22 protein-coding genes and 3 pseudogenes are annotated in these 25,436 nt (G+C 42.2%); 20 read left to right on the top strand and 5 right to left on the bottom strand.

Features of this window, described 5'->3' with window-relative positions:
- The first annotated feature begins 121 nt into the window (after window positions 1–121).
- From infB to BM122_RS11560, 13 genes are all read left to right on the top strand, one after another.
- Window positions 122–2,782, top strand: coding sequence for a translation initiation factor IF-2 (gene infB, locus BM122_RS11620; RefSeq protein ID WP_074905711.1), 2,661 nt, complete (start codon window positions 122–124; stop codon window positions 2,780–2,782).
- Window positions 2,783–2,799: 17 nt separating this feature from the next.
- Window positions 2,800–3,153, top strand: a complete 354-nt coding sequence (rbfA, locus tag BM122_RS11615; RefSeq protein WP_074905710.1) for a 30S ribosome-binding factor RbfA — start codon at window positions 2,800–2,802, stop codon at window positions 3,151–3,153.
- A 169-nt stretch (window positions 3,154–3,322) separates the two neighbouring features.
- Window positions 3,323–4,240 (top strand): tRNA pseudouridine(55) synthase TruB, encoded by a 918-nt coding sequence (truB, locus tag BM122_RS11610; RefSeq protein ID WP_074905709.1) that lies wholly within the window; start codon window positions 3,323–3,325, stop codon window positions 4,238–4,240.
- Window positions 4,241–4,429: 189 nt separating this feature from the next.
- On the top strand, window positions 4,430–5,044 hold the full coding sequence (ccmA, locus tag BM122_RS11605; RefSeq protein WP_074905708.1) for a cytochrome c biogenesis heme-transporting ATPase CcmA: 615 nt from the start codon (window positions 4,430–4,432) through the stop codon (window positions 5,042–5,044).
- Window position 5,045: 1 nt separating this feature from the next.
- Window positions 5,046–5,705, top strand: coding sequence for a heme exporter protein CcmB (gene ccmB, locus BM122_RS11600; RefSeq protein WP_074905707.1), 660 nt, complete (start codon window positions 5,046–5,048; stop codon window positions 5,703–5,705).
- 33 nt (window positions 5,706–5,738) lie between these two features.
- The gene (gene ccmC / locus BM122_RS11595; protein WP_074905706.1) at window positions 5,739–6,479 is read left to right on the top strand and encodes a heme ABC transporter permease CcmC; all 741 of its coding nucleotides are present in this window, start codon (window positions 5,739–5,741) and stop codon (window positions 6,477–6,479) included.
- Window positions 6,446–6,673: a heme exporter protein CcmD gene (gene ccmD / locus BM122_RS11590; protein WP_371264920.1), complete on the top strand. Its 228-nt coding sequence runs from the start codon at window positions 6,446–6,448 to the stop codon at window positions 6,671–6,673. Before ccmC ends, ccmD begins: the two co-directional genes overlap by 34 nt.
- A complete protein-coding gene (gene ccmE, locus BM122_RS11585; RefSeq protein WP_074905704.1) occupies window positions 6,657–7,106 on the top strand; it encodes a cytochrome c maturation protein CcmE in 450 nt (149 codons plus the stop codon). Before ccmD ends, ccmE begins: the two co-directional genes overlap by 17 nt.
- A 63-nt stretch (window positions 7,107–7,169) precedes the next feature.
- Entirely contained in the window at window positions 7,170–9,212 is a 2,043-nt protein-coding gene (locus BM122_RS11580) for a heme lyase CcmF/NrfE family subunit (protein WP_074905703.1), read from the top strand.
- The gene (locus tag BM122_RS11575) at window positions 9,209–9,733 is read left to right on the top strand and encodes a DsbE family thiol:disulfide interchange protein (protein WP_074905702.1); all 525 of its coding nucleotides are present in this window, start codon (window positions 9,209–9,211) and stop codon (window positions 9,731–9,733) included. The genes BM122_RS11580 and BM122_RS11575 overlap by 4 nt, the downstream gene beginning before the upstream one ends.
- Before the next feature lie 5 nt (window positions 9,734–9,738).
- On the top strand, window positions 9,739–10,272 hold the full coding sequence (locus BM122_RS11570) for a cytochrome c-type biogenesis protein (RefSeq protein WP_083398463.1): 534 nt from the start codon (window positions 9,739–9,741) through the stop codon (window positions 10,270–10,272).
- A 2-nt stretch (window positions 10,273–10,274) separates the two neighbouring features.
- Complete coding sequence (gene ccmI, locus BM122_RS11565; RefSeq protein WP_074905701.1) at window positions 10,275–11,612, top strand: c-type cytochrome biogenesis protein CcmI; 1,338 nt, start codon at window positions 10,275–10,277, stop codon at window positions 11,610–11,612.
- Between the two features lie 38 nt (window positions 11,613–11,650).
- Complete coding sequence (locus tag BM122_RS11560) at window positions 11,651–12,115, top strand: peroxiredoxin (RefSeq protein WP_074905700.1); 465 nt, start codon at window positions 11,651–11,653, stop codon at window positions 12,113–12,115.
- Between the two features lie 7 nt (window positions 12,116–12,122).
- Here BM122_RS11560 and BM122_RS11555 read toward each other — a convergent pair whose 3' ends face one another.
- Entirely contained in the window at window positions 12,123–13,106 is a 984-nt protein-coding gene (locus tag BM122_RS11555) for a malate dehydrogenase (protein ID WP_074905699.1), read from the bottom strand.
- Between the two features lie 710 nt (window positions 13,107–13,816).
- On the opposite strand from BM122_RS11555, the gene BM122_RS11550 reads away from it, so the two are divergent.
- The 4 genes from BM122_RS11550 to BM122_RS11535 all read left to right on the top strand — a co-directional run bounded on the left by BM122_RS11550 (window position 13,817) and on the right by BM122_RS11535 (window position 19,787).
- Window positions 13,817–14,323: a DUF2726 domain-containing protein gene (locus BM122_RS11550; protein ID WP_074905698.1), complete on the top strand. Its 507-nt coding sequence runs from the start codon at window positions 13,817–13,819 to the stop codon at window positions 14,321–14,323.
- Window positions 14,324–14,953: 630 nt separating this feature from the next.
- Window positions 14,954–16,873, top strand: a complete 1,920-nt coding sequence (treZ, locus tag BM122_RS11545) for a malto-oligosyltrehalose trehalohydrolase (RefSeq protein ID WP_083398462.1) — start codon at window positions 14,954–14,956, stop codon at window positions 16,871–16,873.
- 47 nt (window positions 16,874–16,920) lie between these two features.
- Window positions 16,921–18,975, top strand: coding sequence for an amylo-alpha-1,6-glucosidase (locus BM122_RS11540; RefSeq protein ID WP_074905697.1), 2,055 nt, complete (start codon window positions 16,921–16,923; stop codon window positions 18,973–18,975).
- 479 nt (window positions 18,976–19,454) lie between these two features.
- Window positions 19,455–19,787, top strand: coding sequence for a four-helix bundle copper-binding protein (locus tag BM122_RS11535; RefSeq protein ID WP_074905696.1), 333 nt, complete (start codon window positions 19,455–19,457; stop codon window positions 19,785–19,787).
- 621 nt (window positions 19,788–20,408) lie between these two features.
- Here the strand turns inward: BM122_RS11535 and BM122_RS11530 are convergent.
- On the bottom strand, window positions 20,409–20,762 hold the full coding sequence (locus BM122_RS11530; RefSeq protein ID WP_177198108.1) for an MBL fold metallo-hydrolase: 354 nt from the start codon (window positions 20,760–20,762) through the stop codon (window positions 20,409–20,411).
- Window positions 20,763–20,958: 196 nt separating this feature from the next.
- Between BM122_RS11530 and BM122_RS26055 the strand changes: the two are divergent.
- Window positions 20,959–21,084: pseudogene (locus BM122_RS26055) on the top strand (transposase); the annotation flags it as partial.
- 128 nt (window positions 21,085–21,212) lie between these two features.
- Here the strand turns inward: BM122_RS26055 and BM122_RS11515 are convergent.
- The gene (locus BM122_RS11515; RefSeq protein ID WP_074905694.1) at window positions 21,213–21,512 is read right to left on the bottom strand and encodes an MBL fold metallo-hydrolase; all 300 of its coding nucleotides are present in this window, start codon (window positions 21,510–21,512) and stop codon (window positions 21,213–21,215) included.
- Between the two features lie 849 nt (window positions 21,513–22,361).
- On the opposite strand from BM122_RS11515, the gene BM122_RS11510 reads away from it, so the two are divergent.
- The gene (locus BM122_RS11510) at window positions 22,362–22,577 is read left to right on the top strand and encodes a hypothetical protein (RefSeq protein WP_143083414.1); all 216 of its coding nucleotides are present in this window, start codon (window positions 22,362–22,364) and stop codon (window positions 22,575–22,577) included.
- Here the strand turns inward: BM122_RS11510 and BM122_RS11505 are convergent.
- Entirely contained in the window at window positions 22,535–23,293 is a 759-nt protein-coding gene (locus tag BM122_RS11505; protein WP_256212022.1) for an IS5 family transposase, read from the bottom strand. The genes BM122_RS11510 and BM122_RS11505 overlap by 43 nt on opposite strands.
- 1,378 nt (window positions 23,294–24,671) lie before the next feature.
- Window positions 24,672–25,244 (bottom strand): annotated as a pseudogene (locus tag BM122_RS25140) (ISL3 family transposase); the annotation flags it as partial.
- 105 nt (window positions 25,245–25,349) lie between these two features.
- On the opposite strand from BM122_RS25140, the pseudogene BM122_RS11480 reads away from it, so the two are divergent.
- Window positions 25,350–25,436, top strand: a pseudogene (locus BM122_RS11480) (IS200/IS605 family transposase); the annotation flags it as partial.

Below are 25,436 nucleotides of genomic sequence, written 5' to 3'. Positions count from 1 at the left end.
ATTTATATTGATTGTTTGCTTTGAGCTTGAAATTTTACCTATCAATACCAATAACATAAGATTAAAAACCAAAATAAGATTCGCGTTTTTTGAAATGAATTTAGAGTAAAAAAGGTTGCTGATGACTCAAATGACTGTAGAAAAATTTGCCAATGAACTGGATGTGTTGCCAGAAGCGTTACTTGACCAGCTTCTGGCTGCAGGCGTCAAGAAGCAATCGATAAGAGATATTTTGACAGAAAAAGATAAAACACAGCTGCTTGATTATCTTCGCAGAGTACACGGTTCGATTGAATCCAAGAAAAAGATCACGTTGACTCGGAGGGAAACTACTGAAATACGACAATCGGATGGAACTGGTAAAGCTCGGACTATTGAGGTTAAAGTCCGAAAAAAACGTGTGCTCACTAAGCCATCTGAGCAAGATGTTGAAAGAGAGGTAGTGCTTGAAGCAGCGACTACTTCAGCCCCTGTTATTCCATCAACATCTACCCGAAAACCAATAATTGATGCAGCGCAACAAGCCTTACGTGAGCAGGAAGCATTAAAACAAGCTGAATTAATTGCCCGTCAAGCAGCCGAGCTTAAAGAAAAACAGGAAAAAAGAAAAAGTATCATCGCTGAGGTTAAAAAAGAACCCAAAAAAGAAGAATTAATTGCAAAAAAAGAAGAGCCTACTCCTTCCTCTATCTCTGAAGAGATATCAACTCAAATCCCCGTACCCCAGTCAGAACAGGAATTAGCTGAGAGCGCACAGCACAAACCTGTTGTTAAAGCTGAGCAGGAACCAGCCGAGAGTGCACAGCCTAAACCTGCTGTTAAAGCTGAAGACAAAACAGAAAAGAAGAAAAAACCAGCTAAACAAGAAGAATCATGGAAAGATGAGGTCACCAAAAAACGCGAAGCTAAAATACGGGGTGATTTATCTGGGAATCAAGGTTGGCGTGTTCGCAAAGATAAGCAGCATGGTAAATCAAACCTAATTGAGACGCAAATACAGCACGGATTTTCTGCACCTACCGAGCCAGTTGTGCATGAAGTCTTGGTGCCAGAAACTATATCTGTTGCTGCGCTTGCACAAAAGATGTCAGTAAAAGCTGCTGAAGTTATCAAAGTGCTGATGAAAATGGGTACTATGGTAACAATCAATCAGATGCTGGATCAAGATACGGCTATGATCGTAGTTGAAGAAATGGGGCATATTGCAAAATATGCTGCACCTGATAGTCCGGAATCTTTCCTTGAAGAAATTAAAACACCAGCATCCGAACTGGAGATGGAGTCTCGTGCGCCGGTAGTGACTGTTATGGGGCATGTGGACCACGGAAAAACCTCGTTGTTGGATTATATTCGTAGAACACGTGTGGCAGGCGGTGAAGCTGGGGGAATTACACAGCATATCGGAGCCTACCATGTTGAAACCTCACATGGGATGATTACTTTTCTGGATACACCGGGGCATGAAGCATTCACTGCAATGCGGGCACGAGGCGCCAAAATTACCGATCTTGTGGTCCTTGTTGTAGCAGCTGATGATGGCGTAATGCCTCAAACTATAGAAGCTATTCATCATGCTAAGGCAGCAAATATTCCCATTGTGGTAGCTGTTAATAAAATAGATAAACCTGAGGCAAATTTTGAGCGTATTAAACAAGAGCTCTCAAATCAAGGGGTTGTGTCAGAAGACTGGGGAGGAGAAACTATATTTGTACCTGTTTCAGCCAAAACTGGCCAAGGCATTGATGAGCTTCTTGAAAGCATTTTATTGCAAGCAGAGGTTTTAGAACTTAAAGCAGTTAGAAATGCGCCTGCGAAAGGAGTAGTCATCGAGTCACGCTTGGATAAAGGACGTGGCCCAGTTGCAACTATATTAGTGCAATCTGGTACTTTAAGACGTGGTGATGTTTTATTGAGTGGTGCTGTATTTGGAAGAGTAAGAGCGATGCTGGATGAAAAAGGTCTTCCAATTGAAGAGGCTGGAACATCTATACCAGTAGAAATTCAAGGATTATCTGATGTGCCGGTAGCAGGTGAAGCAGTCATAGCGCTAGAAGATGAACGTAAAGCACGCGAAATTGCATTATTTCGCCAAGGTAAATTCCGTGATGTGAAGCTTGATAAACGGCAAATTGCGAAGATGGAAGATGTTTTTGGTCAGAAAGAAGGTGCCAAAATACTCAATCTTATTATTAAAGCAGATGTGCAGGGTTCGTGTGAAGCGTTGTCATATGCTTTGCAGAAGCTTACCACCGATGAAGTGAAAATCAATATTATTCATAGTGGTGTAGGTGCAATCATTGAGTCTGATATTAATTTAGCCCTTGCATCTAAAGCTGTAGTAATTGGTTTTAATACTCGCGCTGATGCAAGTGCTCGTAAGTTAATCGCTTCAACAGGTATTGATGTACATTATTATAACGTGATTTATGATGCCGTTGATGAGATTAAAAAAGCGCTTTCTGGCATGATGATGCCAGAACGTAAAGAAAATATTCTTGGCTTGGTTGATATTCGTGAGATCTATCGCATTTCAAAAGTAGGTACGGTAGCAGGCTGTTATGTTTTGGATGGTGTGGTGAGACGTGACTCTCTTGTGCGAGTCCTGCGTGATGGTGTGGTAATTCATAGTGGTATTCTTGATTCTTTGAAGCGCTTCAAAGAAGATGTGAAGGAAGTAAAGGCTGGATTTGAATGCGGACTTTCACTCAAGAACTTTAATGATATCCAAGTTAGTGACCAGCTAGAAATATATGAAATTATTGAAACGGCACGTGTTTTATAACACCAGAAATAAACATAATGCCTAAAGATTATTCTAGAACGCAGCGTATTGCTGATCAGATACAGCGTGAATTAGCTGTACTGATTGAAACCGAAGTTAAAGATCCGCGAGTAGGAAGGATCACTATTACTGATGTAGAGGTAACACGTGATTATTCACATGCCAAAATTTATTATACAACGCTTGGTAATGAAGAAGATAGGGTTGCAATTGAGGGGGGTTTAAAACATGCAAGTGGGTTCCTGCGTAGCCAATTAGCAAGCAGAATTAGATTGAGAGTAATTCCTCAGCTTCATTTTATTTATGATGAATCAGTTGAGCGTGGATTATATCTTTCGCAATTAATAGATAAAGCAACAGGCAAAATCTAACAAATATTCCCTCACTTGAAAACGATCATCTCTTTTTTAACCAAACAAATTCCACAAGAAATTTAACTATAAAATATTTAATTTTGAGAAAAATAGGTAAATAAGATTAGCTATTGCTGCAATTTATTTAATTTACATGATTTTTTCAAAGCTTACAGGAATTTAACTTATTAAACGTAATATTAACGGTATTTTATTACTCAATAAACCCTCTGGTTTAACATCTAATCAATCGCTACAAATTATCAAGCGTTTTTTCGGTGCTACAAAAGCAGGTCATACTGGCACACTTGATCCCATGGCTTCTGGTCTACTGCCTATTTGTTTGGGTGAAGCCACAAAATTCTCGGCCATGTTGTTGAATGCAGATAAAACCTATCATGCTACATTGAAGTTGGGTTATCTCAGTTCTACTGGCGATGCAGAAGGGGAGATAATTGCCGCAGTACGCACAAAGTTGAATAACGAAAAATTGAGTTTGTTGCAAGTGCAAGAAGTTTTGCAGACTTTTAAAGGGTGGATTAAACAAACTCCTCCTATGTATAGTGCACTGAAATTTAATGGAAAACGCTTATATCAATATGCGCGGAAGGGTGAAGAAATTGAAAGAAAAATTCGGGATATTGTTATCTATGAGTTATATCTAGATTCATGGATCGAGAACGAAATGTCTATTGTGGTTCATTGTGGAACAGGAACTTATATACGTACATTGGCTGAAGATATCGGTAAGGCACTGGGATTTGGTGGGGCATATCTTACAAGTTTATGCCGTAATCAGGTCGGGAATTTTAGTTTGCATCAAGCTTATCAGCTTGATCAATTTCAGGGTACTTTATCCTCTGAACATGATGCATATTTATATCCTATAGAGAGTCTCCTTCAGAATTTTCCTTCCATTACGCTCAATCAAGCAGAATCTTTATTTTTATGTCAAGGGCAATTGATAAAGAGTACAAATAAAATTAATTTGCCAGGCGGAACCCGCGTTAAGTTATACGATAGTAGAGGATTATTTTTTGGGGTAGGGGAAATAACAGAAACTGGAGCAATAGCTCCTAAAAGACTCATATCGAATAAAATTTAGAAAATTAATTATTAAGTAATACGATTTACTAACTATATGGTGTTATAAAAAATAAAATGAATAGTACTTTCAACCTAAAAAGCAGTTTTGGTTTTAGGTTCAACTATTTTACGGATATTTTTTCCATAACACAAAGTGTCAAAGGTATTTCAGTACGCTATAATATTTAGTTTTAATTAATTGCTAACTATGTTGCAAGGCAGCAATCTAGAATGCGCGCGTGGCGATCGCGTATTATTCAGTGGGATCAACTTTTCTATTAAACCTGGCGAATTGATGCAGGTGCGTGGTCCTAATGGTAGTGGCAAGACAAGCTTATTGAGAATGTTATGCGGATTGACTGTTCCAAGTTCGGGAGAGATTAATTGGAATGGCACCAGCATTCGATCTCTAGGTGCGGATTATTTTAGTATGATCACCTATTTAGGTCATTTGAGTGGTGTAAAAGATGATTTGACCGCCATTGAAAATTTACGTATTACAAGCGCGCTTGCTGGGGTAGCAATTGATGAAAAGATAGCCTATGAAGCCTTGCAGAAGATGGGTCTAGAGGAACGTGAAACCTTATTAGCTAAGGTATTATCGCAAGGCCAGAAACGGAGAGTCGCATTGGCACGTTTGATATTAGTGAATACTAAGCTATGGATATTAGATGAACCTTTAACCGCATTGGATGTGTCTGCAATTGAATTAATTAAAAATATAATAGAGCGATATTTGGCTCAAGGTGGTATGGTGATACTGACAACGCATCAGGAAATTGATATTAGTGCTACTGTAACGCATCAATTATACCTTTCTTGATATGTTGACTTGGGTAATTCGGCGAGATCTATTATTGGCCGTGCGTCGGCAGGCTGATGTCTTAACGACATTATTTTTCTTTATTATCGTAGTCAGTCTGTTTCCACTTGGAGTGGGACCAGAAATGAATACACTTCGCATCATGGCTCCCGGGATTGTATGGGTTGCGGCATTATTAGCGTCAATGCTTTCGCTTGGACGTATGTTTTCTAACGATTATCTAGATGGGACGCTGGAGCAGATATTGCTTTCACCCACATCCTTGTCATTATTAGTGCTAGGAAAAATGTTGTCACACTGGTTAATTACAGGAGTTCCACTAGTATTGATGGCCCCAGTATTGGGTATTCAATATGATTTACCTTTCAGCGCGCTGGTAGTATTGACATTATCATTATTATTAGGCACTCCTATACTGAGTTTAATTGGTGCTATAGGTGCGGCGCTTACTTTAGGACTAAGAGGAGGCGGGGTATTAGTATCCTTATTAGTGCTGCCTTTATATATTCCTGTTCTTATTTTTGGAGCGGGCGCGGTCGAAGCCAGTACCGCAGGCCTGGGATTCGAGGCGCATTTCTCTCTACTTGGAGCTTTCTTGCTCGTATCATTAGTTTTTGCACCGTGGGCAACAGCAGCCTCTCTCAGGATTTCAATGGAATAAAATTCAACTAAAACTTATAAATAAAAATCTAATATGTCGATAAACTGGTATAAATATGCTTCACCTGCAAGTTTTTATTTTCTGGCAGGGAGAATGATTCCGTATTTTTCTATTGCCGCTATAGTTTTGCTAATTGTTGGTCTTTATATTGGTTTTTTTGTAGCGCCGACTGATTTTCAACAAGGTGAAGCGTATCGTATTATTTTTATTCACGTGCCAGCTGCCTGGATGTCAATGTTTCTATATGTAGTTATGGCATTTTGGGCGGGAATTGGTCTTGCTTTTAATACGCGTCTTTCGTCGATGATGGCGACAGCTATCGCGCCAACAGGAGCTATGTTCACCTTTATTGCATTATGGACAGGAGCGTGGTGGGGTAAGCCAATGTGGGGAACATGGTGGGTATGGGATGCTCGACTCACTTCGGAATTAATTTTATTTTTTCTTTATATTGGGTTTATGTCGCTCCAGGCAGCTATTGATGATCCACGGCGAGCAGATAAAGCTGGTGCAATTATCGCATTAGTAGGGGTAGTTAATATACCTATTATTTATTTCTCAGTTCAATGGTGGAATACATTACACCAAGGCGCTTCCGTCAGTATTGCTCAATCACCCAAAATGGCTACAGCAATGCTTGCAGGGATGTTAATTATGGCACTTGCTGTATGGATGTACTCCATTGCGATGATATTGATGCGAGCGCGCACTATTATATTAGAGCGTGAGCGCCATACAGCATGGGTAGCAGAATTAAAGGGAATTACACGATGAATTGGAACAGCTGGTCAGAATTTTTTTCAATGGGTGGATATGGATTCTATGTCTGGGGCTCATATCTGGTATCGTTTATTTGTATCGCAGGCGAAATTTGGATTTTATTAAGTCGTCAGCGAACTTTACAAAAATATCTTGGTCAGAGAAACGAATTAAATATGAGAGAGAAAAAGAATGAAACCACGTCATAAAAAAATAGCCATTATCACCGCAAGTGTTACTGCGCTAACTTTTGCTGCTATTTTAGTATTGAATGTTTTCCAGAGTAATCTGGTTTTTTTCTTTAGTCCAAGCCAGGTTGTTGCCAAAGAAGCTCCTATGGGTAAAAGTTTTAGAATTGGTGGAATCGTAGAAGAGGGTAGCTTAAAGCGCCAAGGCAGTAGCACGACTGTCAACTTTGCCGTAACAGATACTGCAGAAACAATAAAAGTCGTATATACCGGGATACTACCTGATTTGTTCAAAGAGGGTAAGGGTGTGGTAGCACAAGGAAAAATAGCGGAGGATGGTATTTTTTATGCGGATGAAGTTCTTGCCAAACATGATGAAAATTACATGCCACCCGAGGCTGCAAGCGCACTAGAACAAGCAGCCAAAGCCCAGAAAGCATCATTAGTTCAATAAGAAAAAGCTTTTATCGACAATTTCTTAATCTCAGATAATTTTTTAAGGGATAGCATTTCAAACATGATTCCAGAACTTGGTAATTTTGCGCTAATACTTGCGATGTTATTAGCTTTGATTCAAGGAACGTTGCCTCTTATTGGTGCTGCTCGCGGTATTCCTTCATGGATTGCTTTGGCTCGCCCGGTTGTACAAGGTCAATTTGTATTTATTGCCATTGCATTTGGCTGTCTAGCTTATTCCTTTATTAATAACGATTTCTCTGTGCACAATGTAGCTTCTCATTCTAATTCGGAATTGCCGCTGCATTTCCGATTTGCTGCTACCTGGGGATCGCATGAAGGATCATTGCTGCTATGGGTATTGCTGCTGGCAGGGTGGTCAGTTGCAGTCAGTGTATTTAGTCGTCAACTACCCGACGATATGGTAGCGAGAGTGTTAGGTGTGCTAGGTCTGGTTAGTGTGGGATTTATATTATTTTTGCTATTTACTTCTAATCCATTCGATCGTCTTTTGCCTGCAGCGTTTGAAGGCAGTGATTTGAATCCCTTGCTTCAAGACCCTGGGATGGTAATGCATCCTCCCATGCTTTATATGGGGTATGTTGGCTTCTCGGTAGCCTTTGCTTTCGCTATTGCCGCTCTCCTCAGTGGTCAGTTAGATGCTGCCTGGGCACGTTGGTCGCGGCCCTGGACAACTGCTGCATGGGTGTTCTTGACTATCGGTATTATGATTGGTAGTTGGTGGGCTTATTATGAATTGGGCTGGGGGGGCTGGTGGTTCTGGGATCCAGTTGAAAATGCTTCCTTTATGCCATGGTTAGTTGGTACCGCTCTCGTGCATTCGCTTGCTGTTACAGAAAAGCGTGGCAGCTTCAAAAGCTGGACTGTTCTGCTTGCAATAGTTGCATTTTCATTGAGTTTACTAGGAACATTCTTGGTCCGCTCTGGTGTGCTTACATCCGTTCACGCTTTTGCGACAGATCCTGCACGTGGAATATTCATCCTGGTTTATTTGGTTGTGATAATAGGTTTCTCTTTAACACTGTTTGCTTGGCGAGCGCCTAAAGTAGGGTTGGGAGGAAGCTTTCAATTTGTTTCGCGCGAGACCATGCTTCTTGCCAATAATGTATTGTTGCTGGTTGCTGCCGGTAGCGTCATGCTGGGTACACTTTATCCATTAATAGTTGATGCATTGGGGCTAGGGAAGATATCAGTTGGGCCTCCCTATTTTGAAGCTATCTTTGTACCGTTAATGGCACCCGCTGTTTTTCTGATTGGAGTGGGACCCATTGCGAAATGGAAACAAACAAGTTTACCGTCTCTGGCAATCCGTTTGCGCTGGGCTTTTGCCGTGAGTTTAGTTTCCGCATTAATCACGCCTTTTTTGATGAGTGAATGGAAGCCACTTGTTAGCTTTGGTTTGTTATTAGCTTTCTGGATTATTGCCAGCATTTTCGTCAATATCAAACACCGCTTACAAAATAGTGGTGAGGGTGGGTTATTTAGCAAATTGTCTCGACAATCTCGTAGCTACTATGGGATGCATTGTGCGCATTTAGGTATAGCCGTTTTTATAATCGGCGTCACGCTAGTCAATGGTTATGAAACTGAAAAAGATGTTCGTATGGAAATCGGTAATACTGTTTCAATTGGCGGATACACTTTCCGTTTTAATGGGACAAAAAGCTTACCTGGACCGAATTACAAATCAATTGAAGGTGATATTGATGTTCTGAAGAATGATAAGCAGATTAGGAAGCTATATCCAGAAAAAAGAACCTACAATGCTTCGGGTATGGCCATGACTGAAGCCGCCATTGATACTGGTTTATTCCGTGACTTATACGTCGCATTAGGTGAACCTCTAGATAATAATGCCTGGGTAGTCCGTGTCTATCATAAGCCTTTTGTAGACTGGATCTGGTTTGGATGTTTATTGATGGCATTAGGTGGAGTTTTATCTGTTACTGATCGTCGCTATCGTTACGGCATACGCAAAAAAAGCAAAACTGAAATTACCTTAGAAACGGTTGCTGAAAGTGATAAAGGTGCAACACCCACAGAAGCAGAGCCAATCATTGTGCCGGAGGTAAGAAAAGTATGACCCGGTTCTTATTACCGCTTGCGATATTCTCTGTTCTAGTCGTATTTCTTGGAGTTGGCTTAACATTGAACCCGCGTCAGGTACCGTCCCCTCTTGTGGACAAACCTGCACCTGTATTTCAGCTGAATCATTTGCATGATCCAGATAAAACTCTTATGTCGCAAGATAATCTGGGGAAAGTATGGTTGTTAAATGTCTGGGCTTCCTGGTGTGTCGCTTGCCGTGATGAGCACCCTTTGCTTGTACAATTAGCTAAAGCAAAAATAGTGCCGATATATGGGCTGAACTATAAAGATCAGCGAGATACCGCCATACAATGGCTTAAGCAATATGGTGACCCTTATACAGTCAGTATCGTTGATGCCGATGGGAAAGTGGGTATTGATTATGGCGTTTATGGTGTCCCTGAAACATATATCATTGATAAGCAAGGAATAATACGTTATAAACATATTGGACCTGTGACAGTAAAATCGTTGGAAGATAAAATTCTTCCACTGATAAAAGAGTTGCAAGGATAAATTCGATGTATAAATTTGAAGTGGCAGCAAATAGTTTTATATTGCAAAACCGTATTGATCATTATTCTAAATTTATAAAACAGCTCATTGCTGTTCTCTTTGTGGCGTTGGTACCATTGATTAGCTTTGCTAATGAAGCGGTACCGGTTGCAGAGGATCCCGTACTGGAAAAACGCTTGATTGACTTATCAGAAAATCTACGTTGTCTGGTATGCCAAAATGAATCTCTTGCTGGTTCTCGTGCTGATTTTGCTAATGATTTGAGACGAGAAATGCGAGAGCAGATGAAAGCGAATAAAAGTGACGAAGAAATCATCGATTTTCTAGTTGCCCGTTATGGTGACTTTGTTCTTTATAACCCACCATTCAAAACTACCACACTGTTATTATGGTTTGGCCCACTTATTTTATTTTTGGGGGCAACAATAGGTTTAATTATTTATTTAAGACGGCGTCGCACACAATTGGAAGACATACCACTATCGGAAAGTCAGCGCTTAGAGGCCGAAGCTTTAATAAATAAAACTAATAAGGAATAAGTATGACTTCTTTTTGGGTTGTTGCTGGAATTTTTATTGTTGCTGCATTAATGTTTGTTCTTCCAACTTTGCTGAGGAAAAGACAAGATAAGATTGAGCTATTAGAGCGGGAAGCTGCGAATATTGCGATTTATCGTGATCAGCTTGCAGAATTGGATAACGATTTACGTAATGATATTTTATCTAAGGAGCAACATGAAAAAAGTAAGCAGGAATTACAAAAAAGAATGTTACAAGATTTGACGATATCATCAAAAAACCCCACAACTTCTTCCATAATAAAAGGGCAGGGGATTGTTACATCAGTTGTAGTTATATTTGCAGTCCCTCTAACTGCAATATCGTTATATATGGTTCTGGGTGATACACGTGGTTTGCTACCACAATCTCAGTTAGCCAGTGTAACGCAATCTCACGCACAGGACATGGCAGGAATGCCACCTAGTCATAGCGAAATTAAATCTGTTGTGGACAATTTGGTTGCGCGCTTAAAAGAAAACCCAGGAGATATAGAAGGCTGGGTAATGCTAGGCAGAACCTACGCTATTATGGGTCAATATCAAGAAGCCAGTGCAACCTATGCTAAATTAACCGAAATAATCCCTGATAGTGCACAATTGTTGAGTGATTATGCAGACGTACTTGCCATGACAAATAACGGAAGTTTGATAGGCAAACCTGCTGAATTAATTAATCAAGCACTTAAGATCGATCCGAATTATCCAAAAGCACTTGCGCTAGCTGGTACTGTTGAATTTGAACAAAAAAAATACGATCAAGCTGCAGCTTTTTGGGAGAAATTGTTGAGTGTTATTCCAGCTGATTCACAATTGGCTCAATCAGTCAACGATAGTATTGCCCAGGCAAAATCATTGGCGAGCGAAGGGAAAGATTCAGTTCCAATGCAGTTAGCAAAAAATTCAAATATCGATACAGATTTGCCTGTTGAGAAAAACCAGCAATCACAATCTGATAAATCAGATAACGCTAACAAAGCGGCTACCATCACTGGAACCGTTACGCTTAACCCTGCATTAGCCAATAAGGTATCCCCAAATGATACAGTGTTTGTTTTTGCACGAGCTAAAACTGGGCCTAAAATGCCATTGGCTATTTTGAAACTGACTGTAAAGGATTTACCTGCAACTTTTTCATTAAATGATGATATGGCGATGACACCTACTATGAAGATGTCTAGTTTTCCAGAAGTAGTAATAGGTGGGAGGATAACAAAATCAGGCCAAGCTGTTCCAGCCAGTGGCGATCTAGAAGGGTTTAGCAAACCAGTAAAACTGGGTGATAAAGAAATTACTGTTGTGATTGATCAAGTCATTCCTTAATAACAACCTCTTGTTAAATGCGAGATTTTAATACTCCCATGATACTCAAACCGGCTCCAGATTTTGAACTTAAGGCTACTGGTGAGAAAACATTTCGCCTATCAGCATCTTTGGGTAAGAATATAGTAATTTATTTTTACCCTAAAGATGATACACCAGGCTGTACCGATGAGAGTCTACAATTTCGAGATCTTTATACTAAATTTAAAGAGCTCAATTGTGAAATTGTTGGGATTTCACGAGATAGCATAAAGTCTCATAACGGTTTTAAGGAGAAATTATCATTGCCTTTTGATTTGCTAAGCGATACAGATGAAACCGTGTGTGAACTTTATGGTGTCATTAAGATGAAAAACATGTATGGCAAGCAAGTACGAGGTATAGAGCGAAGTACTTTTGTAGTTGATACAAAAGGCGTATTACAAAAAGAATGGCGCGGAGTGAAAGTACCCAGCCATGCTGAAGAAGTTCTCTCGGTTATTGAGGAATTAGAAAAAAGTTAAATAAAATTTAAGGCAATAAATGCTTAATTGCGTCTTTTTCCTCTAAAAGTTCTTTATATGTAGCAAGCATCTTTGCTTTAGATATTTCATTTATTTCTAGCCCTTGCACAATCGTATAATCCCCATTCTTGCAAGTAACAGGGAAGCCATAAATTACCCCTTCTTGAATTCCATAGCTTCCATCAGAAGGAATTCCCATTGTAACCCAATCATGTTCTCTTGTCCCAATGATCCAGTCATGAAGATGATTAATTATCGCATTAGCAGCGCTGCCTGCACTCGATAATCCTCTTGCTTCAATTACTGCGGCACCACGATTCTGAACAGTAGGAATAAAATAATCCTCAATCCAGGATTGATCTTCAATAAGATTGATGACCTTCTTCCCATTGATTTCTGAATGGCTTAGATCAGGAAACTGTGTAGAAGAATGATTACCCCAAATAATCATTTTCCTGATGCTTGATACTGATTCCTTTAATTTTGCTGCTACTTGATACAAGGCGCGATTATGATCAAGTCTAAGCATGGCAGCAAAATTACCTGGTGATAAGTTAGGAGCATTTTTCATTGTAATATAAGTATTGGTATTGGTTGGATTGCCAACAATCAGTACTTTTACATTACGCTTTGCAACTTTATCAAGGGCTTTACCTTGAGTACTGAATATTTCTGCATTGACGGTGAGTAGTTCTTTTCGCTCCATTCCTTTAGTGCGTGGGCGGGCACCAACTAAAATAGCGATATCCACCATATTGAAAGCGATTAACGGATCATCTGTTGTGATGACATTTTTCAAAAGAGGAAAGGCACAGTCACACAATTCCATTACTACGCCATCAAGAATATGTTGAGACTGAGGGAGATCAAGGAGATGTAAGATGATAGGCTGATCATTACCCAGCAAATCACCAGCCGCTATCCGGAATAACAGGCTATAACCAATATGACCGGCTGCACCTGTGATCGCAATGCTAACAGGAGGTTTCATTCTTTAGCTCATCAAAGGACGTTATCACTCATAATAAAAAATTGAGAATTTGTAAATAAACTCTCTTTATTATACTAGGAGTCTGCTATCCTTACTCTCAGATTTGGATAATAATCCGAAAACTTTGCATGCTTAAAACTGAATTTGTAGTTTGCTTGAATTACTCACAAACTCGTCACAAAACGAATCGAAATAGCTCCAATTAACTGAATAAGCTGAGAATAAATTAAACTGTGTAAGCCTGATCAGTAGAGTAATTGAAAAAATACGGTGTACAGATGCAAGCTATGGAGGTAGCGGCTTGCAAAAGTACACCGCCAATTTCCTATCAATAAAGGAGTTACAAATGAGTTCCAAATGTGATTCAGTTTATAGAAATGCATTCAACAAAACCACATTAGCAACTTAAAATACTACAGCTAAAAATACTACAGCTAAAGTATCCTACTTTTTCTATGACGTTTGGAATTGTACTAAGGTACAGGCATAGTAATTAATGACGCAATATTTAGAGTAGGGAATCGAAAAGTGCTCGCGCGTAGATTCCGAAGAAATTAGGACAGGAAGTGCTTTATCCCTGCTGTAACTCAAACTACAACGTATCCAGTATCGTACAAGTTTTCAATTTTCATTATTTTCGATAATCTTTAAGCTTAAAAGTTACTTGTCATAAGAGTACAGTAATCATCATTCGAGAATGGCGTATCTAAATGGAATTACAAAATATTATTATCATTGGTTTTGCTAGCTGTTTTGTGTTAATCCTTTTATTAAAAATCTTTTATAAAAAAAGCGATCGCGTCTATTACCATACAAAAGTTTTATTTACTCCTGCTGAAAGGTCTTTTTTTGGAGTGCTTTCCAAAGCTGTGTCAAATCAATATTTAGTTTTTGGTAAAGTACGTATTGCAGATGTTGTTGGGATTAAAAAGGCTTCAAATAAGAGTGTCAAGCAAATAGCTTTTAATCAAATTGCTTGTAAGCATTTTGATTATGTACTTTGCACTAAAGACACATTGTCAGTGGTAGCAGTTATTGAGCTTGATGATAAAAGCCATTTAGAAGAAAAAACGATTCATAGAGATTCATTTGTTGAAAATATATGTAGAAACGCTAATTTAACATTGATTCGGTTTAGTGTTAAAACTAGCTATCAAATTCCAGCTATTAAAAATAAAATAATGGTTTCTCTAAATTCTTCTCACGATGAACTATGAGAAAATAATCATAAAGCAATAAAATAGTATGTTCTTCGTACTTAATATTGGTCTTCAATAAATAGAAGAAGTAGACGTATCAATATGATTATTGAATTATAAGTGATCATGTAACCATGCTTAGGAAGCTTGGTTCAGCAAACGTGACAAGCTACATTACAATTTATTTGTCAGCACCCTTTATAACTACAATTTTTCTTTAAGGTATTTGTTTTTGGCAGACACCTTCCTGAGAAAAATGACGAATTCTTCATCATCCTAATTTCCAAATTTTATAACGACTTCACGCAGAAAAGTGTAACCTTTTGATCATTCAGCGCCGTGTTTGATAAAAATATTTGATTAAGTATAATTAAGTATAGCAAAGAGCGTTTATTCTCTTGTACGCTTAGGTAAAGAACGAGGATAAATACTACTTGTGCGGGCAATGCAATATGTTGTAGTGCTATTGTATTTTGAGGCTGTCTATCTCGACGGGATGTTATTCAAGCAGTCAGTGATGAGTCACAAACGGTCAGAATAGTCAGATTTGCTACGCACTTCTGTCTAAAAGCGGATTGTTCTCATTCTGCTGCATTCCGGATTGACAGATACCTGGCTGGACGGTCAGCCAAACCTTGGGAGAGTACTATGAGTAGCTGCTCTAAGTTAACCGAAATACCGAATAAGAAAGGGCTTGACCACTCCAACCACTCAGCCGATAGAGTGCATCTTGGAACATGGATTAATCAAGAGGGAATATGGTTTCGTTGCTGGGCACCTAAGCCGGCTACAGTTGAGGTCGTCCTCGAAGAGGACGAGCAAGGATATCCTCTTACAAGAGAGTCTAACGGCTATTGGTCAGGGCTGGTTCGAAATGCTTCGGTAGGCATGACTTATCGCTATCGATTGGATAAAGAGCGATGTTATCCAGACCCCTGTTCGCGATTTCAACCACAGGGCCCTCATGGACCTTCGCTGATCGTAGATTCTGGCGCCTATGCATGGAGAGATCAAGAATGGCCGGGAGTCAGGATGAGGGGGCAAGTCATCTATGAAATGCACGTAGGAACCTTCACCCCAGGCGGCACATTCGATTCTGCCATTACCCAGTTGGATGCCTTGAAAGATCTCGGGATTACGGTCATTGAAATAATGCCGGTGGCAGAATTTCCTGGTCGATGGAATTGGGGATATGACGGAGTCGGGCTCTACGCACCTTCCCATGTCTACGGTGATCCCGAGGCGTTGAAACGCTTCGTGGACGAGGCCCACCAACGAGGACTTGGCGTCATTCTCGACGTGGTATATAATCATTTAGGACCGGATGGTAATTATCTCCCGGAGTTCAGTGATGAGTATTTCACCGACCGCTATAACAACGAATGGGGCGAGGCGCTCAACTTTGACGGGCCAGGATCGCGGGAGGTGCGGGAATTTTTTATTAGAAATGCCTGTTATTGGATCGAGGAATATCACCTGGATGGGTTACGCCTGGATGCGGTCCATGCCTTTCAGGATGCCAGCCCCATGCATATCATTGCTGAGCTCTCTCAGGCGGCCAGAGAGGCAGCAGGAACACGCTCGATCATTCTGGTGGCTGAATGCGAAGCTCAGTGGGTGCGGATCATTCAACCGATCGCTCAGGGTGGGTGGGGGCTCGATGCCGTATGGAGTGAAGACTTTCATCACACGACTCGCGTGGCTGCTACCGGTCGCAGCGAAGGATATTTTACTGATTACCGCGGATCACCGCAGGAATTGATCTCCTGTGTGAAGCGCGGGTTTCTCTACCAAGGCCAGCGGTACCAATGGCAAAGAAAACCGCGAGGCACGATGGTATCGCATGAACCAGCCGAAGCATTCGTATTTTTTCTGCAAAACCATGATCAGGTTGCCAATCAGTTGCGGGCAGATCGGCTGCATACCAAGACTAGCCCGGGAGTTTGTCGTGCCTTGACCACGCTGCTGCTTCTAGCTCCCCAAACCCCCATGCTCTTCATGGGGCAAGAGTTCGGAGCTTCCGCTCCCTTCCACTACTTCGTCGATTTTCCTCCTGGCAAATTGGCCGCGGATATCCATCAGGGTCGCAAGGAATTTCTCGCACAATTTCCTAGTTATGGCTCACCGGCTGCACAAGCAGCCATCGTCGATCCCTCCGATCCCTCAGTCTATGAACGTTCACGACTGGACCTGTCCGAGCGAGAATACCATGCCGAATGGTACGCCTTGCACCGGGATCTCCTTCGCCTCCGGCGTGAGGATCCGGTGATTGCGCAACAGGTGCGAGAGGCAATCGATGGGGCAGTGCTGGGCACCTGTGCATTTCTTTTGCGGTACATGGGACACGATGGGAACGATCGCTTGCTGCTCATCAATCTGGGGGCCGATCTGCTCTATCAACCTGCGCCGGAGCCCCTGATAGCTCCACCCGTCGGGCGCTCCTGGTCATTCGTCTGGTCGAGTGACGCCCCTTGTTACGGAGGCCCGGGTGTCATTGAACCCTTGACTGAGCAAGGCTGGAGATTACCTGGAGAGTCTGCGGTCCTGTATACCGCCGTACCAGGTTAAGCCAGAGCCGATTAACGCAGGATTGAGGAGAGGAGTTAAATAACAACATGGCGATGAATACGACAGTACGTAGCGATGCTATCATTTTAACCATTCCACACGATCAGCTACCCAACATCAATTCCTTTCTTGCCAAGGAATGGTTAGTAACGAACGGACTCGGTGGCTATGCCTCCTCGACATTGCTGGGAGCTCCGACGCGACGGTATCATGGGCTATTCATACCGGATCTGCCCGCACCTTGGGGGCGGACGGTTCTGATGCCCCGACTTGACGAAGAAATCATCGCAGACGGAGAGTCTCTGCTCATCAGCGGGATAGAATACGAAGATGGACGGTTGGTGAGCGACCTTCCGCGACTACTCACAGAGTTCTGCCGCGAATGGCAGACGCCAGTCTGGCGCATAGCAGTCAAGGGACGGCGCTTGGAAAAGCGCATCATCATGCCCCACGGTGACAACTCAGTATATGTGGAGTATCGTTTGCTCGAGGGTGAACCGCTGCAACTCCAGCTCCGGCCATTCCTGACTTTCCGCATGCTCGACGCGCAGATCAGTGAAGGCGGGCAGCTGGCCTTTCCGCCGACTCTCCTTGATGGACGCTTTGAACTCTGGCTTTGCGAAGATGTTCCGCCATTACGCATGTGCGTCAGATCGCCAAAGGAACACTTTAGCTTTTTGGTAGACCCAGTCACGAGTCGCGGTGTTTGCTACCGCGTCGATCGGGATCGGGGATCTGAATACGTCGAGGACTTGTCAAGCCCCGGCTATTTCACCGTCGAGCTGACACAGGGCCAACCAGTGTCCTTCGTGGCCAGTACCGAATCCTGGGACCGGCTCGAATATGAAACGCAGACCATCATCGAGTCAGAAGCTCAGCGGCTGAGCGCCTTGTTGGCGCACATCGATGAATCAGAAAAGGACGGTATGGAACGGTGGCTGACGTTGGCGGCTGACCAATTCATCATTGTCCCCGCATCTCGTGTTGACGTGCACGTGCCCCGCGCATCCGCTGACGAACCTCATACGATCATCGCCGGGTATCACTGGTTTACTGATTGGGGACGCGACACCATGATCAGTCTCGAGGGGTTAACTCTCTGCACCGGACGTCACCGGGAAGCTCGATCTATTCTGCGGACTTTCGGTCAATATGTACGAGATGGCCTGCTTCCGAATCTCTTTCCGGAAGGGAAACGGCAAGCTCTCTACCACACAGTGGACGCTACATTGTGGTATTTCCATGCTCTGGACCGTTATTATCGAACAACCGGTGACCGTGAAACGCTACTGACATTGTATCCCGTGTTGATCTCTGTAATTGACCATCATGTAAAGGGAACACACTTCGGCATCAAGGTTGACCCACATGACGGCCTCCTGCATGCTGGTGCAGAGGGTTATCAACTCACTTGGATGGACGCTAAGGTGGGCGATTGGGTAGTGACGCCGAGACGCGGTAAACCGGTTGAAGTACAGGCGCTCTGGTATAACGCCCTGTGTTGTATGGCTGATTGGGGGGCAGCGGTTGGTGATTCTCCTGAGCGGTGGATAACCATGGCGAGCCAAGCGGCGCAGTCATTCAATCGCCGTTTCTGGGCGCCTGATTTGGGATACTTATTGGATGTCATTGACGGAGAGCAAGGCGATGACAACAGCCTGCGTCCGAACCAGATTCTGGCTATCTCGCTTCCTCATCCCATTTTGGAAGAAGCGAAATGGCGATCGGTGCTCGATGTAGTAGCAGGCCGATTGTTGACTCACGTGGGGTTGAGAAGCCTGGATCCAGCCCATCGGGATTACAAGGGCACGTATTTCGGCGATCTTAGAGCAAGAGATGCAGCCTACCACCAAGGCACGGTCTGGGCTTGGTTAATCGGCCCTTTCATCGACGCATGGCTTAAAACTCATAGAAACTTTCCCATGGGACGCCGCATGCTTGAGGGGTTTCGAGCACACCTCCTGGATGAAGGTATTGGCACTATAAGCGAGATTTTCGACGCGGATCCCCCTTACTATCCTCGCGGCTGCATCGCACAAGCCTGGAGTGTAGCAGAAGTATTGCGAGTCTGGCAAAAGACCAAAGGAGAGACTGCCGGCTGAATAAAGGTTAAATGAATTCGGTGAAAAATTCACCGAGGTGAGATCTTAAACGGCATCGAAGTTGGTGCTGAACGGAAAAATAAGCACGGAATAAAAAAGAAATGATTCTGGAATTATCTACCTTACAAGATATCAATATTATGAATAATGAAGCCTTGAGGTTATGCATGATATGTGACGAAACAAATTTGCCCAAAGCAGATTGGCTAAAAAACACGTTTACCGTCAATTTGCCTGAATTTGTTTAATTTCATTTTCAAATCAAAAATAATGCGAAGGCGAGACGCAGACGTATCAATAATACGGCAAGGTGAAGCCGACAAAGTCAGTTTTGATTGAGAAATCGAATAACTATACATGTCAGAACTTAACTATCTTCGAGATTGTCCAGTTAAAGGGAGCAACATCAAACACTTAAAAATTAAAGCCTGTTTTTACTTTCTGAAAATCGGATTTTTCAACTTTTAAGAGGTACTACTATGACTCATTTGACTGATCCCAAAATGAAAGAATGTGTAGAAGCCTGTAATCAATGTTATCAGATGTGCTTGCATGAAGCGATGAATCACTGTCTTGAATCAGGCGGTGAGCATGTTGCGCCAGACCATTTCCGCCTGATGATGAATTGTGCTGAAATCTGTCAGACTTCAGTCGATTTCATGCTGAGCCGTTCGCCTTTCAGCTATCCGCTCTGTAAGGTATGCGCTGATGTTTGCGAAGCCTGTGCCAGTAGTTGTGAAAAGATTGGTATGAGTGATTGTGCAAGAACTTGTCGTGAATGTGCCAGAAGCTGCAGAGTGATGGCTGCATAAGCTGCATAAGGTTGTTAATTAATTTATTAACTTATGTATTTTTTGAATTTGATGTGGCTCCCTTTAACTGGGCAAAAGAAAGTTAAGCTCTGACATGTGTGGTTAAGTAAGCTCAGGCAACTTGAGTGAGTTGGCGATTGTAAGAGTGCCTCTCTATCGCGATATTCTATAATGGGTAGAAAAATATCAAATACGTTTTAAATCATTTACCTGATACTTCAAATTAATATATGTTTGGGTACTGATCATGAGCATTACGCTTTTATCTGTCGTACCGGGCGGAGTAAAAATCACCTATATTGTCTAGCATGAAAAGCAGCCATTAATGCAAAAGCAGAAATTGAAAAAAACCAGGTCATATTCGTCAGTCAGCCAGTTACTCAGCCGGTAAAGCCTGAACCTGTCCCATTGCCTGTAGCACTCATGGCGCCGACATTGGTATCCGATCAAGTCGACTGCTCAAAAGTATTAACCTGCATATCGAGCAAGACACAATACATCTGCTATGACCACAGCACCGAACGGCTCGTCATTCCTGCCGACACTTGCTGCCTCGCTGCTAAACATGGATTCCTCCGCAAATCACAACCAACAGGAGCAACTCATTTATAGCCTAGGTTATTAAAAACTATAAGCTTCCCCATCTTCTGGTACTAGTACACGCTGAGTCATCCCTTTTTCGCTTAGAAACTCACGTAGTTCTTTTCTGGATAGCGTGGCATGATTTACGGATTCCATATGACTGGCGATAATGGTCGCGTTAGGTGCTGCATTATAAACCTCATAAACATCCTGTTTGCCCATGATGATGGATTCTTCATCAGTGACTTTGGCATCACCGCTATTAAGCGGATGATATTTCTTTAAATTGTCTTCGACTCCTTCATACCAGACAGTATCTCCAGCGATGTAGACCGTTTTCTCATCCGGATGCTTTAAAACTATACCACTTACTTCCCCTAACAAATCTTTCATATAGCATATCTCCTATAAATTGATTATAATTTACAGATAACCTATCCGATATCATTTCGCCGTAAAGTATTATCCGTTCGTGAGAAGGAGAACCTCTCAATCGCACACGTGGCCGAGCGTTTTGGCGTAGGTGTCGCCAGCGTGATGCGCTGGATCAAGACTCCCGATCCCAAGACAACTCGCCGCCGGGCATACACTTGAATACCTGCCGCCTTATTCCCCGGACTTAAATGACATTGAACCCGAATGGGCTCAGGCCAAAGCCATCAGAAAAAGGGAAGGTTATTCCATCGAGCAGCTCTTTGCCGCTTATGAAAATTAAATCTTATTATATGGGATTGGCTATATCCTCAACAATTTCACTTCCGCCATGTCGGCCAGGCATTTTGATTATCGTGATACCATCAAAAGTGTTAGTATCTTTGAGTACCCCGACATTCTTGAAACCCTCTAAGCGGATCGTTGTGCATCTACTTCGTGCTGTACAAAAAAGGGTATGTCTTTAGGTATTGCATTCTTGGCAGTGTCATCCCAGCGATCTGGATGAACATGGGTCAAAATAACCGCATCCACATTAACAATTTCACTTAAAGGGACACGTAAATCAGCTGTTGGGTTCCGTACGTGGTCATTGATAGTACCGCCAAATCCAGGAATTGCTCCTTTTTCAGCTAACCAGGGATCAATCAGAAATTTTTTTCCGCCATATTTAATATTAAGTGGTGCATTCCTTATTTGCTTAAATTTCATGGAAGAACTCCTATAATTCCATTTCTAAATCAAAAATGACACGAAGGCGAGCCGCAGACAGTATAAATAATTCGGCAAGGTGAAGCCGACAAAGTCAATTTTGATTTAGAAATGGAATAACATGTAGAAATAGCTTTTTAGATGTGGTTTTAATAACATTGTTCATAAATCACAAGCCTTTTGCACTAACACTCGTATTTCATCAAATTGACTGATAAAAGTATTAACCTGTATATCCAGCAAAACACAATGCATCTGCTATGGTCACTGAACTGAACGGCTCGTCATTCCTGCTGAAACTTGCCGCCTTGCGGCTAAACATAGATTTCCTCGTAAAACATAACCAACAGAAGCAACTCATTTATAGCCTGATACCTACACTGTAATTGTTATGCTGTAACGAAAAAAAACAAACGATGGTTTTGAGATGGTTAGCAAAAAGTTTCACAGGGATCCCTGACTGGGCGCCTGCTTATGGGCTGTCGAGGGGACGGTGAGTTTTCGTTGCGTGTAATACCTAAATATTGCCAGCTTCGCGTTTATTTCCGCAACCCACCCATCATCTTACTAAACCATAACCTCAATTTAAAAACCACCATCTTTAGACGGTGACTTTGACTTTAAATGTATTGACTCATGCGCGTTTAGCTTAGTGCGGGTAGACATCACCGCTAATTTTGCGTGTGGTGCAGAATCCCAGGCACGACACACCTTATTCGCTGGCTTGCCGAGCGATCTGTTTCACGTATGAAAAAGGGGAGAGCTGGCGACGAAGCTGTTTGATGGTCTAATACACGCCATATGATCAAAAAAGCCTATATTAAACACATCGAAATGGAGAAACACGGCATGAAAATAGATGACCCTGTTTATGAATGGTGCAGAGACAATGGAATTGTACGCGTAGAAGTAGAACTTAAGCGCCGTATGCTGCAAATCGAAGGACTCGACAAGCTGGAAAATCTATCAGATGAAAAGATTCAGCAAATCTTCGCATCAGAAACTGTTTGGAAACTCCTGTTTTATGTCAAGCGCCTTAACATAATGCGGGTCATGGCGATGTAAATCCAGGTCTTATCCGTACGGGTGATGCGTTCATAGCTTTTACTAAGCCTGCGTGAATGGTTCAGCCAGCTAAAAGTGCGCTCGACTACCCGGCGACGAGGCAATAGCACAAATTTCCTGGTTTCCCTGGGGCGCAATACTACCTCCAGACAGAATTTAAACCGTTGTGCCACCCACTTTACTAAACGACCGCCATAGCCACCATCCACCCGGATCCTCCTCAATTTTTTGCACCCTCCCGGCAGATGACGCAACAGCAGGCGAGCCCCGTCACGATCCTGTACACTGGCAGCAGTCACTGCCACCATCAACAGTAACCCCGGTGTGTCTACCAGAATGTGGCGTTTATGACCATTGATCTTCTTGCCTGCATCGAAACCACGTTGACCAGAAACTGCGATGCATTTGACGCTTTGGCTGTCCGGGCAGCCTGCCGTCGGCTGTTTGTGTCGGCCACACTTTTCTCGCAAGCGAGAGCGTAACAAATGATGAAGACGTTCCCATGTTCCGTTATAGGACCAGCGATAAAAATAGTAGTAAACTGAGCTCCAGACCGGGAATTCACGAGGCAATTGTCGCCACTGACAACCTGTTTTCAGAATATATAAAATTGCATTGACTACCTGACGCATACTCAACTCTCGTGGCCTCTCCACAGCTGATACTGGCAGATGGGGTTTCAAATAACTCCACGCTCCCTCACTTAAGTTGCTCAGATAACGTTTCTTCCGTTTTTTTGTTGATTCAACATATTGTCTGCTAATAGCAAAAAGACGCTACGTTAACCCAGAACTCACAATTTCCAAACAGTTTCTCAGAAACCGAAATTTTCCGCCGTGTTGATCGCAGCGATGAACCCGACATACCAGATTCTATACCTTCACGTTACCATGTCACTGCTGCCGCTTGGCTAGCTGGGGAAGATTTACGCACCATCATGTCAAACGGAACCCTTTATAGACATTAGACATATAAACATTAGACATGCCAAGGTTCTACGTGAGCACGGCCTTGATATAACCAAGCCGCGCAACGTCACCAAATTTTCTACTAAAGTTCACGTCGTCGAGCTTGAACCAGTTTCTCCTCCTGACTGGTATAGGTTCGATGACGAATTCAATCAACCCTTAAAACTTGTGGTTAATAAATAAGGAACACGCTATGAAATCTTTTCTAATCAATTGCTTATTTTTACCTCCCTGCTGTCGTTCCTTTTTATTTTTTTTGCACCAAGCGCCTAATTAAGGGGTATATGAAAGGTATCTCAACAACAATTCAAAAAAAGTACGGTGCAAAACGACAAAAGCCCTACCGACAATGTTTGCCACTATGCACCGTTAAAATACTTCAACAATGAGTACAACAATATGATTCAGTTTCGAAAACTGCATTTAACGAAACAAATCAGTAGCACAAGCGCTACAAGTAAATTATCCAGCTTTATACATGCTTTATTCCATTGTACTAAGGTACATGTAAAAGCTTGTAGCGAACAAATAAGGAATACATTATGAACTTTTTCTTAAATAGAAAAATGGTGCACAAAGAAAAGATGAGAAAAAAACATTGTGCACCATTTGAGGGGAATATCCATTGTGGAACCGATACACACCTGTATAACAAGGAGAGAGGAGGTCTACAGGTTTATATCAATGCTCTTTTTTAACATTGGATATGATAATGATAATCGTTTTCATTTACATTTGCAACCTGTTTTAACAAAAAATAAAAAATGGGTGCACAAATTGAAAAAGGGAGGAGTAAATCAATTGTGCACCACAGTAAAGGATCAGAAGAATGAAAGACCGGTACACAACCATATGGCGAGAGGCTATAAATCTATAGCTGTGTACCGTAACCCTTTTTAGCAAAGGGTTAAAAATAAGAACCGTTAAAATGATAAAAGTTTCAATAATTTAAAGATGAATAGTACCCAGCCTCAAGCCAATCGTTACTCTATAACGCTGATTTGGGGGTGCGCACAACCAAAACCATTAAACTTTTTTATAAGGAGTTTCAAATGAATCAACTCAAGTATCAAATTCAAGCATTATGGATGCTGGCTCTAACATTCCCGGGCAAAAGCTCTGGATTCTATGTGAAATACCGTGGGTAAGTAAACTGAAGTTTTCCACATAAGAAATAAATCATATTGATGAAGTTGTTAATATTCCGATAGCCTCTGGCGCGCCGTTTGGCAAGCTGAATCTTGTTATTGATGCCCTCAAGAATGCCGTTGGGTCAGACGGGATTCAACAAAGTGAATAATCCCGTTCCAATGAGAGATGATCGTGTTAGCAAAAGCCTGGAAAGCTGGAATGCTGGCTTGATTGACTTCATCGCATCACTGGGTAAGAAAAGCGTGTGCCCTGGATTTATCTGGCATGTCCCACAGATCATTGAACAGTATTTTGAGGCGGTAGGCCTTCCCCAAAGTAGGATAGAGGCGAATCATGCTAGTTAATTGTTGCTGTTGTGTTTCTGAGAGCGACTGAGGTTTTTTTAGAAAAGTGTATGGTGGCCTTTAAGCGCATCGTGTTCCTTGCGTTCAGCTTTGCGCACGGCATCCATTGCTTGATTGAGCAGTTTGACGATATGGAAACGATCGAAGGTAATCTGTGCACAGGAGAAAGTATCGTTGACGCCGGCAATGAAAGCAGGCGATAAATAAATAAGGTAATCCCCCGGCTATGCCGGGGGACTATTAAAGGTTTGACCGTGTGATACGGTCACCGTGATTCTTTTAGCTTGATCAAGAGCTAGGAGAATCAAATGAGAGATTATCAGAGTTTGGCCCATACGACATGGGACTGTAAGTACCATATCGTATTTATTCCGAAAAGAAGGAAGAAAGTGATA

The organism is Nitrosomonas communis (assembly GCF_900114745.1).
GTDB lineage: Bacteria > Pseudomonadota > Gammaproteobacteria > Burkholderiales > Nitrosomonadaceae > Nitrosomonas > Nitrosomonas communis_A.
The sequence above is the reverse complement of the archived record's forward strand: the minus strand, read 5'-3'. Positions and strand labels throughout refer to the sequence as shown.

Bases quoted from the DNA above. Each gene is read 5' to 3' on its own strand.
- BM122_RS11570 (WP_083398463.1), top strand. From the start codon at position 9,739: ATGTATAAATTTGAAGTGGCAGCAAATAGTTTTATATTGCAAAACCGT.
- rbfA (WP_074905710.1), top strand. From the start codon at position 2,800: ATGCCTAAAGATTATTCTAGAACGCAGCGTATTGCTGATCAGATACAG.
- BM122_RS11550 (WP_074905698.1), top strand. From the start codon at position 13,817: ATGGAATTACAAAATATTATTATCATTGGTTTTGCTAGCTGTTTTGTG.
- ccmA (WP_074905708.1), top strand. From the start codon at position 4,430: ATGTTGCAAGGCAGCAATCTAGAATGCGCGCGTGGCGATCGCGTATTA.
- ccmC (WP_074905706.1), top strand. From the start codon at position 5,739: ATGTCGATAAACTGGTATAAATATGCTTCACCTGCAAGTTTTTATTTT.
- BM122_RS11555 (WP_074905699.1), bottom strand. From the start codon at position 13,106: ATGAAACCTCCTGTTAGCATTGCGATCACAGGTGCAGCCGGTCATATT.
- BM122_RS11530 (WP_177198108.1), bottom strand. From the start codon at position 20,762: ATGAAAGATTTGTTAGGGGAAGTAAGTGGTATAGTTTTAAAGCATCCG.
- treZ (WP_083398462.1), top strand. From the start codon at position 14,954: ATGAGTAGCTGCTCTAAGTTAACCGAAATACCGAATAAGAAAGGGCTT.
- ccmE (WP_074905704.1), top strand. From the start codon at position 6,657: ATGAAACCACGTCATAAAAAAATAGCCATTATCACCGCAAGTGTTACT.
- BM122_RS11575 (WP_074905702.1), top strand. From the start codon at position 9,209: ATGACCCGGTTCTTATTACCGCTTGCGATATTCTCTGTTCTAGTCGTA.
- BM122_RS11515 (WP_074905694.1), bottom strand. From the start codon at position 21,512: ATGAAATTTAAGCAAATAAGGAATGCACCACTTAATATTAAATATGGC.
- BM122_RS11510 (WP_143083414.1), top strand. From the start codon at position 22,362: ATGAAAATAGATGACCCTGTTTATGAATGGTGCAGAGACAATGGAATT.
- infB (WP_074905711.1), top strand. From the start codon at position 122: ATGACTCAAATGACTGTAGAAAAATTTGCCAATGAACTGGATGTGTTG.
- ccmD (WP_371264920.1), top strand. From the start codon at position 6,446: ATGGGTAGCAGAATTAAAGGGAATTACACGATGAATTGGAACAGCTGG.
- BM122_RS11535 (WP_074905696.1), top strand. From the start codon at position 19,455: ATGACTCATTTGACTGATCCCAAAATGAAAGAATGTGTAGAAGCCTGT.
- ccmB (WP_074905707.1), top strand. From the start codon at position 5,046: ATGTTGACTTGGGTAATTCGGCGAGATCTATTATTGGCCGTGCGTCGG.
- ccmI (WP_074905701.1), top strand. From the start codon at position 10,275: ATGACTTCTTTTTGGGTTGTTGCTGGAATTTTTATTGTTGCTGCATTA.
- BM122_RS11560 (WP_074905700.1), top strand. From the start codon at position 11,651: ATGATACTCAAACCGGCTCCAGATTTTGAACTTAAGGCTACTGGTGAG.
- BM122_RS11580 (WP_074905703.1), top strand. From the start codon at position 7,170: ATGATTCCAGAACTTGGTAATTTTGCGCTAATACTTGCGATGTTATTA.
- BM122_RS11540 (WP_074905697.1), top strand. From the start codon at position 16,921: ATGGCGATGAATACGACAGTACGTAGCGATGCTATCATTTTAACCATT.